Source organism: Frankia sp. AgB1.9 (genome assembly GCF_016786355.1).
Lineage (GTDB): Bacteria > Actinomycetota > Actinomycetes > Frankiales > Frankiaceae > Pseudofrankia.
Map to the genome: position 1 here is coordinate 77,081 of NZ_JADWYX010000007.1, position 12,864 is coordinate 89,944.

General features: G+C 74.7%; 8 protein-coding genes. 5 read left to right on the forward strand and 3 right to left on the reverse strand.

Annotated elements, in window-relative coordinates:
* The first annotated feature begins 9 nt into the window (after positions 1 to 9).
* The 3 genes from pucD (at position 10) to I6A60_RS04140 (ending at position 5,666) form a co-directional block, all read left to right on the forward strand.
* A complete protein-coding gene (gene pucD / locus I6A60_RS04130; RefSeq protein ID WP_203022985.1) occupies positions 10 to 2,484 on the forward strand; it encodes a xanthine dehydrogenase subunit D in 2,475 nt (824 codons plus the stop codon).
* Positions 2,474 to 3,871, forward strand: coding sequence for an allantoinase AllB (gene allB / locus I6A60_RS04135; protein WP_203042271.1), 1,398 nt, complete (start codon positions 2,474 to 2,476; stop codon positions 3,869 to 3,871). Before pucD ends, allB begins: the two co-directional genes overlap by 11 nt.
* A 244-nt stretch (positions 3,872 to 4,115) precedes the next feature.
* On the forward strand, positions 4,116 to 5,666 hold the full coding sequence (locus I6A60_RS04140) for an allantoicase (protein ID WP_203022965.1): 1,551 nt from the start codon (positions 4,116 to 4,118) through the stop codon (positions 5,664 to 5,666).
* Between the two features lie 376 nt (positions 5,667 to 6,042).
* On the opposite strand, the gene I6A60_RS04145 is transcribed toward I6A60_RS04140, so the two are convergent.
* Entirely contained in the window at positions 6,043 to 9,240 is a 3,198-nt protein-coding gene (locus I6A60_RS04145; RefSeq protein WP_203022966.1) for an AAA family ATPase, read from the reverse strand.
* Between the two features lie 404 nt (positions 9,241 to 9,644).
* Between I6A60_RS04145 and uraH the strand changes: the two genes are divergently transcribed.
* A complete protein-coding gene (gene uraH, locus I6A60_RS04150; protein WP_203022986.1) occupies positions 9,645 to 9,971 on the forward strand; it encodes a hydroxyisourate hydrolase in 327 nt (108 codons plus the stop codon).
* Positions 9,972 to 10,078: 107 nt separating this feature from the next.
* Complete coding sequence (locus I6A60_RS04155; RefSeq protein WP_203042272.1) at positions 10,079 to 11,362, forward strand: aldolase; 1,284 nt, start codon at positions 10,079 to 10,081, stop codon at positions 11,360 to 11,362.
* 87 nt (positions 11,363 to 11,449) lie between these two features.
* Here I6A60_RS04155 and I6A60_RS04160 read toward each other — a convergent pair whose 3' ends face one another.
* Positions 11,450 to 12,289, reverse strand: a complete 840-nt coding sequence (locus tag I6A60_RS04160; protein ID WP_203022987.1) for an SDR family NAD(P)-dependent oxidoreductase — start codon at positions 12,287 to 12,289, stop codon at positions 11,450 to 11,452.
* Positions 12,290 to 12,492: 203 nt separating this feature from the next.
* Positions 12,493 to 12,837: a hypothetical protein gene (locus I6A60_RS04165; protein ID WP_203022968.1), complete on the reverse strand. Its 345-nt coding sequence runs from the start codon at positions 12,835 to 12,837 to the stop codon at positions 12,493 to 12,495.
* Between the last annotated feature and the right edge of the window lie 27 nt (positions 12,838 to 12,864).

Sequence of the window (12,864 nt, forward strand, 5' to 3'; positions counted from 1 at the left end):
TCGACCGCGCTGCCGGCGCCAGGCCGGGAGCGGATCGGCGCACCCTCGCTGCGGCCGGACGGGCCCGCCAAGGTGACCGGAGTGTTCCCCTACGCCGGCGACCTGGTCAGCCCCGGCATGCTGCACGCCCGCACCCTGCGCAGCCCGTACGCCCGGGCCAGGATCCGCGCGATCGACACCGCCGCGGCGCGCCGGATCCCCGGGGTGGCGGCGATCGTCACCGCCGCGGACGTCCCCGGCGTCGCGACCTACGGGCTGATCGGCCTCGACCAGCCGGTGTTCGCGTCGACCGAGGCCCGCTACGCCGGCGAGCCGGTCGCCGCGGTCGCCGCCGTCGACGCGGCCACCGCCCGCCGCGCGCTGGCCGCGATCCGGGTCGACTACGAGCCGCTGGCGCCGGTCGTCGACCCGGAGGCGGCGATGGCGCCCGGCGCCGAGCCGCTGCATCCGGACAGCCCCGCGTACGGGCCGGACGGCTGGGCCTACTCGGGCCACCCGAACGTCTTTCGTGCGATCGACCTGCGGCACGGCCCGGAGCCTGACCTCGTCGGGCCCGTCGCCGTCGAGGACACCTACGTCTTCGGCATGCAGGACCAGGCGTTCCTCGCGCCGGAGGCGGCGCTGGTGACGCCCGCGGCCGACGGCGGGGTCGAGCTGGCGGTGGCCACCCAGTGGCTGCATTCCGACCGTGAGCAGATCGCCGCCTGCCTCGGGCTGCCCGACGAGCGGGTCCGGCTCACGCTGGCCGGCGTCGGCGGCGCGTTCGGCGGCCGCGAGGACGTCACCCTGCAGGTCCACGGCGCGCTGCTTGCGCTGCGCACCGGAGCGCCGGTCCGGATCGCCTACGACCGGGTCGAGTCGTTCCTCGGCCACCCGCACCGGCATCCGGCGATCATGTGGTTCCGCCACTCGGCCACCCGTGACGGCCAGCTGGTCGCCGTGCAGGCCCGGGTCATCCTGGACGGGGGCGCGTACGCGTCGTCGTCGCACGCGGTGATCGCGAACGCCGTCACCCATGCCGCCGGTCCCTACCGGGTGTCGAACGCCCATCTGTACGGCGCGTCCACCCGCACGAACAACCCGCCGTGCGGGGCGATGCGCGGCTTCGGGGTCCCGCAGGTGACGTTCGGGCACGAGGCCCAGCTGGACCGGCTCGCCGCCGCCCTCGGGATGGACCGGGTCGAGCTGCGGGCCCGCAACGCGCTGGCCGCCGGCGACATCCTGCCGACGGGCCAGCCGATCCCCGGCCCGATGCCGGCCCGGGAGCTGATCGAGCTGGTCGCCGCCCGGCCGCTGCCGCCCGCCCTCGACCCGACCGGCCCGGACGTCGCCAGCGGGCTGGCGCTGCCAGGGGGCCGGCCGGCCGGGGCCGATCCGGCCCGGGTCCGCCGTGGCGTCGGCTACGCACTCGGGGTGAAGAACCTGCTGTTCTCCGAGGGCTTCGACGACTTCGCGGTCGCCAGGGCCCGGCTGGAGATCGGCCCGGACGGCCAGGCCAGGGCCTGGGTCCACACCGCGTGCGCCGAGGTCGGCCAGGGCTTCGTGACGATCGCCGGGCAGATCGCGCGCACCGAGCTCGCCGTCGAGGAGGTCGTGCTCGCCCCGGCGGACACCGCCATCGGCAGCGCCGGCTCCACCAGCGCGTCGCGGCAGACCTGGATGAGCGGCGGGGCGGTGCGCGGCGCCTGCGTCGGCGTCGCCGACCGGCTGCTGGCCCGGGTCGCCCGCTCGCTGGGCCTGCCCCCGTCGGTCGCCGAGGCGCCGCGGCGGGTGCTCAGTCTGCGGGACGGCGAGATCATCGGACCGGAGGTCGGGGTGCGCATCCCGCTCGCGGAGGCGCTGGCCGACGGGCCGGTCGAGGCCGAGTTCACCCACCGCCACCGGGAGACCGAGCCGATGGACGCCTACGGCCAGGGCAACGCGCATGTCGCCTATGCCGCGGCGGCGCACCGCGCGGTCGTCGACGTCGACCTCGACCTCGGGCTGGTACGGGTGGTGTCGATGGCGCTCGCCCAGGACTGCGGGACCGTCCTCAACCCGTTGTCCCTGCTCGGCCAGGTCGAGGGCGGCACCGCGCAGGGCCTGGGCATCGCGGTGATGGAGGAGCTGGTGACGGTCGACGGCGTGGTGGCCAACCCGACGTTCCACGACTACCTGCTGCCCACGATCGCCGACGTGCCCGACCTCGACTTCGTCGCGGTGACCTACCCGCAGCAGGACGCGCCCTACGGGGTGAAGGGCGTCGGTGAGGCGCCGACCGGAACGGCGACGCCGGCCGTCGTCGCGGCGATCCGGGACGCCGTCGGACGAGACCTGCGCCGCGTGCCGGTCCGTCCCGGCGACCTGGTGACGGAGCCGGCGACCGGCGCGGCCGCCCGCACCGAGACGACCGTCTACACGCCGATCGTGCTGGACCGGCCGCCGGTGCCGTCCGATCCACCGGTATTGCCCGCGCACCTGGAGGGTGGGTCCGATGACGGCTGACGCGACCGAGGCTGGCGGCCGGGCTGGCGGGGCTCCGGCCCCGCTCACGCTCCCCGAGCGGGTCGAGGTGCTGCGCTCGCGGCGCGTCGTCACCCCGGACGGGGTGATCGCGGCGGCCGTCCACGTCGCCGGCGGCCGCATCACCGCGGTCACCGGGCCGGACGAGGTCGCCCCCGGCGCGCACGTCACCGACCTCGGCGATCTCGCGCTGCTGCCCGGGGCCGTGGACACGCACGTGCACGTCAGCGAGCCCGGCCGCACCCACTGGGAGGGCTTCGCGACGGCGACCAGGGCGGCGGCGGCCGGTGGCGTCACGACCATCATCGACATGCCGCTCAACTCGATCCCGCCGACCACGTCGGTCGACGCGCTCGCGACGAAGCGGGCCGCGGCCAGCGGGCAGGTCTTCGTCGACGTCGGGTTCTGGGGCGGGATCATCGGCGCCGACGCGAACAACCTGCGTGACCTGGCCGAGCTGCACGACGCCGGCGTGTTCGGCTTCAAGGCGTTCCTCGCGCCCTCAGGGGTCGAGGAGTTCCCGCACGTCTCGCTGGACGCGCTGGCCGCCGCCGCCCGGCTGACCGCCCGGCTCGGCGCACTCACCGTCGTACACGCCGAGTCCCCGACGGTCCTCGACACGGCGCCGGCCGCGGCCGGCCGGTCGTTCGCCAGCTGGCTGCGCTCCCGCCCGCCGGCCGCCGAGACCGAGGCCATCGCGTCGCTGGCCGCGCTGTCCGCCGCGACCGGGGCGCGGCTGCACGTGCTGCACCTGGCCGCGGCCGAGGCGCTCGACGACGTGCTCGCCGCCCGCGACGAGGGCCTGGCGCTGACGGTCGAGACCTGCCCGCACTACCTCAGCTTCATCGCCGAGGAGGTCCCCGACGGCGCCACCGAGTTCAAGTGCGCGCCGCCGATCCGGGAGGCCGCCAACCTGGAGCGGCTCTGGGACGGGCTGGCCGAGGGCCTTCTCGTCGGCGTCGTCTCCGACCATTCGCCGGCGAGCCCCGACGTCAAGTCGGTCGACACCGGCGACTTCGGCACGGCCTGGGGCGGCATCGCCTCGGTCCAGCTCGGGCCGCGCGCGGTGTGGACCGGGGCCCGCCGGCGCGGCCACGGGCTGGCCGAGCTGGCCCGGTGGGTGGCTACCGGGCCGGCCGATCACGCCGGGCTCGGCCACAAGGGCCGGATCGCCGTGGGCGCCGACGCCGACCTGGTCGTCTTCGACCCGGAAGGTTCCGCTGTGGTGGACGCCGCAACGTTGGCCCATCGTCACCCGCTCACCCCCTACGCTGGACGCACGCTGGACGGGGTGGTCCACGCGACCTACCTGCGCGGTCAGCGGATCGACGGCGCCCGTCCCGCACGGGGCCAGCTGCTCACCCGTTGACCAGGCAGAGGCCGTCGCGCGGCGCCCGTCTCGGGTCCCTGGCCGGGCTGTCGCCGGTGATGTGTGGCGGGAAGCACGCTTCCCCGACAGCCTCGTTCCAGGAAGCTTGCATCCTGCGCCGGACCGCGGCCGGTAGAAGTTCCCGCCGCGGGCGGCACAGGTGACGCGGTGCCCGAGACCGGGTACCGCAAGGACGCGTGGCCCGGACGGACAAGCCCGGGCACACAGGGAGGACAGACTCCGGATGGCTGACGCCCCCGACCTGACCAATCTCGTCGACCTTGCCGGCGCGCGGCTCGGTGGCTCGGTGGTGGCCGTCAACGACGAGTTCTTCGCGTTCGCCGAGCGGATGCTGCTGCCGGAGCCGCCGATCAGGCGCCCCGGTGTGTTCACCGAGCGCGGGAGCTGGACCGACGGCTGGGAGACCCGCCGCCGCCGGGTGCTGCCCGGCGCGGACTGGGCGGTCGTCCGCCTCGGCGTGCCCGGCATCGTGCACGCCGTCACCGTCGACACGTCGCACTTCACCGGCAACTCGCCCGAGGCGGTCGAGATCCAGGGCGCCACCGTCGGCGGCTACCCGTCGCCGGAGGAGCTGCTCGACGAGTCGGTCCAGTGGGTGACGCTGGTGGCCCGCACACCGGTGAACCCGGACGCAGTCAACGTGCTGCCCGTCGAGGGCGACGGCCGGATCCGGATCACCCACCTGCGCCTGACGATCTACCCGGACGGTGGCGTCGCCCGGCTGCGCGCGCACGGCGAGGTCGTGCCCGACCCGCGGCTGCTCGACCGGGTCACCTCCGACCTGGCCGCCGCCTACCTCGGCGGCGTCGTCGTCGCGGCGAGCGACATGCACTACGGCGACCGGCACAACCTGAACGCCGGCGGCGAGGCCCGGGTGATGGGCGAGGGCTGGGAGACCCGGCGCCGACGCACCGCCGGCTACGACTGGGCCGTCATCCGGCTGGCCACGGCCGGCCGGGTCGTGCGCGCCGAGGTCGACACCCGGCACTTCCGCGGCAACGCGCCACGTGCCGTCGCGCTGTGGGCGGCGTTCGCGCCCGAGCTGACGCATTCGGACGACGTCTCGACGATCACCGACTGGCGCCCGATGCTGCCCCCGACCAGGACGCAGCCGAACACCCGCCACCTGTTCGACCTGGAGGTTCCGGTCGAGGCGACGCACGTCCGCGTCGACGCGATCCCCGACGGGGGCCTCGCCCGGCTGCGCCTGCTCGGCGCCCCGACCGAGCACGGGCGCGAGTCGCTGGCGGTCCGCTGGCTGGACGCGCTCTCGGCTGGCGCGGCCAAGGAGGAGCTGCTCGCCTGCTGCGGGTCGGAGGACTGGGCGGACGCCGTCGCCGCCCGCCGGCCGTTCGGCACCCTGGAGGAGCTGCTCGCCGTCGCCGAGCAGGAGTGGTGGAAGCTGCCCGAGACGGCGTGGCTGGAGGCGTTCACGGCGCATCCGCGGATCGGCGAGCGACCGATCCTGTCGGGGGCGCCGACCACCTCGTCGCGCGCGACGATCGCCGGACTGGACGCGCCACGGCGCGAGCAGGCCGCGATGGAGTCGGCCAGCGCCGAGGTGCGGGCCGCGATGAGCGAGGGCAACGAGACCTACGAGGAGCGTTTCGGCTACATCTTCCTGATCCGGGCCGCCGGTCGCTCCGCCGAGGAGATCCTCGCGCTGCTGCGCGAACGCCTCGGCAACGAGCCCGCCCGCGAACTGCGGGTCGCGGCGGGCCAGCAGGCCGAGATCACGGCGATGCGGCTGCACCGCCTGATCACCGGTTCCTGAGGCGCAGAACCCGGCCAGGGCAACCTGGACGAGACGCACCGAACCCGGGCCGCCGCCCCCCGTCTCCGGCGGCCCGGGCCGTTCGGTGTCGCCGGACGGCACGCCGGCCGACCCGCGATGGCGTCCTCGCGCCTGGCTCGCGGTCAGGCACGTCGTGTCGATCGGATCCGCCCGGACCGAGCGTAAAGGGGTCCAATCCGCTCCCGACAGTGGGAAAACCCATGCACCGAAGCGGGACAATCGCCGAGCAGGATTCCCGTTTGCCGGTGGCTGGCCTGGGTGCAGGCGCCGTTGCTGGGGGATGAAGCCCTGGCCGCTGTCCGCCAACCACAGAACTCTCTGGAATCGGCGCGTCGCGGACGGGTATCCGGAAGGCCTACTGCTGGCCGGGAGCGGGCTGGCCGGAACCGGTCGCGCCGGGGTCCGGCAGCACCAGCGCGGCGCCGGAGGGGTCCCGCAGCCCGAGGTAGAGCCCGGCCAGCTCGGCGCGTGACGAGACTCCGTGCATCCGGTACAGGTCCCGGGCCAGGTTCTCCGCGTGCCCGCGGGACAGGTACAGCTCGCGCGCGATCGCCTCGAAGTCGTCCCCTCGCAGGATGCGCACCAGCAGTGCCCGCTCCCGGTCGGTCAGCGCTCGCTGCCCCGGGCCGACCTCGCCGGTCCTGCCGGCCGTGACGGGCTCCCAGCCGGCCGTGGGTAGCGCGGAGGGCTGCGGCGGGGGGCTCGCCGACCGCCGGGTGGTGTTCGCCGCGGGTCCCGTCACGACGGCGAGGAGCTCCCGGCAGCGCCGGGCGTAGGTCGTCGCGCCGAGCGTCTCGAACGCGCCGAGCGCGTCGGTCAACGCGTCGGCCGCCCGCCGGGTCCGCCGCTGGCGCCGATGGATCTCCCCGGCCCGCAGCGTGGCCTGGGCCGCGTCGAACGGCATGCTCAGCGCGGCGGCCTCCCGGGCCGATTGCTCGAACAGCGCGACCGCCTCGTCGAGCCGGCGCTGGCCGGCCGCCAGCAGGCCACGCGCCCGGGCCGCGACGGCGAGCGTGACCGCCGAGCCGCGCCGGCCCGCCTCGTCCTCCAGCCGGACGAGCTCGCCCGCGGCCTCGTCGAACCGGCGCAGCCGGACGAGCGCCTCGACGAACAGGTGGCGCCACTCGAAGACTCCCGGAGCGAGCGCGCCGGCCGGGTTCGCCAGCGTCACCACCCGGGCGCAGGCCTCGACCACCCCGGCCGGGTCGTCGAGGGCCGCGGCCAGGTGGGCGGTGGCGGTGGCGTGGTACGCCCACATGGCCGGCACGCCGTCGCCGTCCAGCTCCGCGGCCCGGGCCAGCAGCCGTCCCGCCGCCGCGGCGTCGCCGCGCGCCGCCGGGACCAGCGCGGCGTTCGCGTAGACGAACGGCAGCACCCAGATGTGCCCGGCCGACTCAGCCAGGGCCACGGCGTCCTGCCCGCAGGCGAGGGCCTGCCTCCACCGCCCGGCGCGGAACGTCGCCTCGGCGAAGTGGGTCATCGCGAGCAGCCGCAGGTGCATGGCGGTGTCCGGGGCATAGGTGACCGGGTCGAGGTCGGCGGCGGCACCGGGCAGGTCGCCGGACCACAGCCGCACCACGCCGCGCCCGATCCGCAGGGCCGCGCTGGTGTGCGGCGTCGGGTCCAACGCCTCCGCACCGGCCGCGAGTTCGGCCAGCGCCCGCCCGCCGTCCCCGGTCGAGGCGGTCCGGGACGCCGCGAGCAGGGCCAGCCCCTGCGCGCGAAGCGGCGACGGCGCGCACCGCTCGTCGAACGCGCGAGCCGCCCACAGTCCGGCCTCGTCGTAGAAGCCGGCCGGGATGAACGCCTGCGCGAGCCAGGCCGCGCTCTGTGCGGCCGTCTCGGCGTCGCCGGCCGCGCGGGCCGCCTCCCAGCTGGCCATGAACCCGAGCACCCCCTGCTCGGCCCGGTTCGCGAGCAGGTCCAGGTGGGCCCGCACGTACCGCCGCCGCGGCGAACTGTCGGCGCGTCGGTCGCCGTCGGCCTCGGCGCCGTCGCGATCATCCTGGGCGAGGATCGCGGCCGCCTCTGCCCGCTCGCCCGCCTGGAGGAAGGACATCGCCGCGTCGAGGCGCAGCGCGTGCGCCTGGGCCGGGTCGGGGGTGAGCGGCGCGGCCAGCAACAGATGGTCGGCCGCGCGGACGTAGCGGCCGGTCGTGGCCTCGGTGGCCGCCAGCTTGATCAGCTCGTCCGCGAGCCCTCCGTCCGGAGTCAGCGCGGCAGCGGCCCGGTGCTCCAGTGCGGTCGCCCGGTCGGTGGCCGCCTCGGCCACGGCGAGGTGCAGCGCGGACCGCCGCGGCAGGTCGATCGCGTGGTAGATCACGGCGCGCACCAGCGCGTGCGGCGGGCTCACCCGCAGCGCCGGTGGCTGGCCGACGGTGTCGACCAGGTCGTGGCGGACCGCCTCGGCGAGGGCACCGGCCGGGTCGGCGATCCCGGCGATGGCCGCGAGGTCGGTGAGCCGGGCGGTGCGGCCCAGCACCGCCACGGCCGCGGCCAGCCGCCGCCCCGCCGGCGGGCAGCTGGCCAGGTCGCGCGTGACGAGCGACCCCAGCGACTCCGGCGCGCGCAGCGCACCGACCACGGCCTGGCCGACGGCCGGTACGGACCCGTCACCGGTCGGGACGGCGTCGGAGTCACCGTGCGCGGCGAGCCACTTCGTGATCCACAGTGGGTTGCCGCTGGTCGCCTCGACCAGGGACCGCGACCGCCGCGGCGGTAGCGGCGGCCGGCCGGTGGCCGCGCACAGCTCGGCCAGCTCGGCCTCGCCGAAGCCGGCCAGGTCGAGGACGGCGCCGGCCACCTGCGCGCGCCGGCGCACGCCGTCCAACCACGGCGAGTCGTGCCTGCGGCCCGCGACCACCAGCAGCAGCGGCAGTCGGGCCCCGTGCAGCAGCAGGTACTGGATGGCGCGCAGGGACGGGGCGTCGCACCAGTGGACGTCGTCGATCCGGATCACGAGCGGTCCGTCGGCGCAGCGGCGGGCCGCCGCCCCCAGCAGCAGCTCGCCGGTCTGGCGGATCCGCTCGGCGGCGGCGATGTCCGCGTCCGCTTCGGTGTTGGCGCCCGCTTCTGGCTCCGCGTCCGGGTCGGGTGGTGCGTCAGACCCTGGGGGTGCGTCAGACCTGGGTGTCGCCGTCGCTTCGTGCGTCGGCCTCGGTGCGGTGGTGGCCGCGGCTGGGTCAATGCTCAAGCCGGGTGCCGGCCGCTCCGCCACCGCCGTCAGCACGGTGAGCAGCCGGTTGGCGAGGTCCAGGTCGTGGGAGCGGACACTGTCCGCGGCCTCGACCCGGGCGATCACGGGAGGAACGGTGGCGGCTGGGCCACCGGAGCCGGCGGGTCCGCCTGGGCCGCCGTGCCCGCCGGGGTCAGCGGCGCCGTCGGAGCCGTCGCTGCCGGTCGGGAGCCGGGCGAGGAACTGGTCGAGGAGCGTGGTCTTGCCGATGCCGGCCTGGCCCTCGACCAGGACGCACCGCAGACCGGACACGACGGCGGCCGCGTACTGGGCCGACAGTCGATCGAGCTCGGATCCCCGTCCGACAAACCACACCATGCCGCCGCCTCAGCCCACTCTGTTCAGACCCGTCGCTCACCCCCCAAACTGCGTCCCCCGCCCCGGATTCGGCCGAATACGGCCGCATGCGGGTACGGCGCATAGTAGACGCCCCGTGGCCGTCTGATAACGGCGGCGAACCGGGTGTGTGGCCACGGGCGGGGGACCGGTTGGCATCGCCCGTTGGCCCGTTTCGGGACGTCCGCCTGTTCTGGCCGGGGCTGCCTCGGTCTGGCGCGAGGGCGGCGTTGACGCCAGCCCCGTCGCGCGCGCCTCGACGTATCACGTTCGTTACTCGGTGGTGCCACATTGGTGCCTCCCGGCGGGTGCGGGCGGCCGTGCGCCGGATGCGGCAGATACTGCGGATGGGCCGCCGCCGGGGCGCGCCGATGAGTGAGGGCCAGATGTCGCTGTCCACCCACGTGCTGGACACCGGAGCCGGCCGGCCAGCTGCCGGCATCGCGGTTCGCCTCGAGAAGATCATCCTGGGCTTCGACGGCCAGCCAAAGGGCTGGCGGCTGGTGGCCGAGGCAGAGACGGACGCCGACGGCCGGATCGCCACGCTTCCGGCGGATGCCCCGGGCCGGTGGCGGCTGGTCTTCGACACCGCCGAACGTTCGTCGTTCTTTCCTGAGGTGACGATCACCTTCAACATCGACGATCCGGCGGCTCACCACCACGTTCCGCTACTGCTCGCCCCCTACGGGCTGTCCTCGTACCGCGGCAGCTGAATCCAGCGGCAACTCAACCCAGCGGCACAGCAGGTGGAACGCGCTGACTGCGTCACCCAGTGAGCTTTCAACAGGAGCGCCGCAACCCGACGGGAGACACTCGGAGGGTGCCCACCCTGTCGGAACACCTGCTTGCCCGGCTGACCGCGTCGCTGGCGCCGGTCGACGCGCAGCTCGCGGCCCGTCACCCCGGTGATCCGGGTACCCGTCAGCCGGTGCACACCTGCTACATCCCGGCCGACCGGCTGCATCCCGACGTCGTGCTCGACTGGGGCGAAGGTGCCCGTGAGGCGCTTGCCGCGCACGCGCCGTCGCCCGCGGCCCTCGCCGCCGCGACCGGCCTCGGCGCGACCAGCGGCCCAGGCGGAGCGGCACCGAACCCCGCCGAGGCCGGCGCCGACCCCGCGCTCGCCGAACGGGTGTACGCACACGTCCTCGCGGCGCTGTCTCTCGAACCGATCCAGGACCTCCGGGCCGACCTGGAAGACGGCTACGGCATCCGCCCCGACGACGTCGAGGACGAGCACGCAATCGCCGCCGCGACGGCGCTGCGGGCCGCCCACGAGGCCGGTGCCCTGCCGGCGAGCTACGGACTGCGGCCCAAGTCCCTCGACCCGGCGGTGCGCGACCGTGGCCTGCGCAGCCTCGACCTGTTCCTGACCGCGCTCGCCGGCGACGACGGCGGCCCGCCAGGCCTGGTGCTCACCCTGCCGAGGGTCAGCGCTCCCGAACAGGTCACGGTGTTTCTCGCGGTGCTCGACGAGCTGATTCCCCGGATCGACCTGCGCCCGCCGGCCGTCGAACTGCAGATCGAGACCCCCGCGGCCGTACTGGCCCTGCCCGCGCTCGTCGAGGCCGGCCGCGGCCGGGTGACCGGTCTGCACGTGGGCACCTACGACTACTCGGCCGCGCTCGGCATCGCCGCCGAACACCAGGCCAGCGACCACCCTTCGGTCGAGTACGCCACGACCCTCATGCAGCTCGTCACCGCTGGTACGGGGATCCGGGTGGCCGACGGCTCGTCGAACTTCCTGCCGGTCGGCCCGACGCCGGTCGTGCGGGCCGCCTGGCAGCGGCACGCCGGGCTGGTGACCCGTGCCTGGCGGCGTGGCCTCTACCAGGGCTGGGACCTGCACCCCGCCCAGCTCGTCAGCCGGCACGCCGCCGTCGCCGCGAACCTGGTCGCCGGCCTGCCGGCTGCGCTGGGCCGGCTGTCCGCCTATGCCGAGGCCCGGTTCGCGGGCGCCGTCGCCGACGAGCCGGCGACGGCCCGGGCGCTGGCCGGCCACGTCCTTCGCGCGTTGGACGCGGGTCTGCTGGATGACGCGGGCCTGGCCGCCGCCGACCTCGACCGCGCCGTCGTCACGAAGCTCGGCGGCCGGTCCGCCTGACTTGCCAGAAGCTGGAACTGGCTGAACCTCTGAACCCCGCTGAACTCGCTGATGCCAGATCCCGTCGGGGCGGCGAACCTGCCGGTCTCAGTTCGGCAGGTCTGGCTGGTCCACCAGCTTCAGGCTGCGCTCCCACAGCTCGGCCCTGGCGGCCGGGTCATATGCTTGGGTATTCGCGCGGGCATCGCGGGACCGATCGAAGAAACGTCCCGTGACTGTGGCAAAGGACGGCTCGACCGCGAGGCGGCGAGTGGACTCGACTCCGGTCTCGAGTGTGTCGATCGGCGTGACGTTCTCCGACGTGACCATCTTCGTCGGCATGAAAGTGCCAGGGTGCACGCTGTTCACCGTCACCTCAGCCGACGGCAACCGTTCGACGAGTTCGAAGCCGGACATGATCTGAGCCAGCTTGCTGCGCCGATAGGCCCGCATTCCGTCGTAGCCGCGCTCGATCATGAGGTCGTCGAAGTCGATCGGTTCCTGCCCGAGCGAGGCCACGTTGACGATCCGCGCCGGGGCCGCGGCGCCGGTGCCGGTCGCGCGTAGCAGCGGCAACAGCTCCAGCGTCAGCAGGAACCCGGCCAGGTAGTTCACCGCGAACCGCAGCTCGTACCCGTCGGCGCTGACCCCCCGCTCCCGGCCGGTCGGCTCTCCGGAGCCGATTCCCGCGTTACTCACCAGCACGTCGAGCCTGTCGGTCATCCCGCGCACCTCGGCCGCCAGGCGACGCACCTGCGCCAGCTCCGACAGATCCGCCAGGACCGTCGCCGGCCGCTTGGCTCCCGGGCCCGCCTCGATCTCGTCGGCTGTCCGCTGAAGCCGGGCCGTGTCGCGGCCATGCAGGATCAGCGTCTCCCCGTCCGCCGCCAGCCGCTGCGCCAACGCCCGGCCAAGCCCGTCCGTCGCGCCCGTGATGAGGATGGCCATTGGCACCCTTGCCGCCTTCCGGTTCGGCTCGTACGTCGTTCGCCTTCCGACCAGTCCAGCGCTGGTCGGCCCGCTGGTCGGCTCCAACACCTCTTCTCCGCCGGTACTTCCGCTGTCCGGTTCGCACACGGACACGACGACGGTCGCCCTCGGCGCTGAGGGCGACCGTCGTCGGGAGTTCAGGTGGTGTTCAGGCTCTGTGCTCAAGTGAGGCTGCGAAGGACGGGCGTGGGCCGTACTCCAGCCGCTTCTGGGGCCGATGGGCCGATTGCCGTGTGGCCGGTGGCCGACCGGGCCATCTCGATCAGGACGACGACGCAGATGAGACCGACCAGAATCAGGGTCTTGACGGCTGACATCATCGGCCGCAGGAACGTCTGGGCGAGCTGCCACATCGACCGGATGTGCCGGGTAAGCAAGGTCATCAAGGCGAAGATTCCGATGATCACGATGACGGCCAGGACGAGGCCGCCGCCACCACCGCTACCGGTGTCAGCCTGCGCTAGCAGGCCATTTACCGGCAGTACCGGCGGCGCTACTCTGGACATGGGTTACCTCCGTTCAAGTGCGTTTGT

Coding starts and splice junctions, on each gene's coding strand:
- I6A60_RS04165 (WP_203022968.1), bottom strand. CDS start 12,837: ATGTCCAGAGTAGCGCCGCCGGTACTGCCGGTAAATGGCCTGCTAGCG.
- I6A60_RS04145 (WP_203022966.1), bottom strand. CDS start 9,240: ATGGTGTGGTTTGTCGGACGGGGATCCGAGCTCGATCGACTGTCGGCC.
- I6A60_RS04140 (WP_203022965.1), top strand. CDS start 4,116: ATGGCTGACGCCCCCGACCTGACCAATCTCGTCGACCTTGCCGGCGCG.
- I6A60_RS04160 (WP_203022987.1), bottom strand. CDS start 12,289: ATGGCCATCCTCATCACGGGCGCGACGGACGGGCTTGGCCGGGCGTTG.
- uraH (WP_203022986.1), top strand. CDS start 9,645: ATGTCGCTGTCCACCCACGTGCTGGACACCGGAGCCGGCCGGCCAGCT.
- allB (WP_203042271.1), top strand. CDS start 2,474: ATGACGGCTGACGCGACCGAGGCTGGCGGCCGGGCTGGCGGGGCTCCG.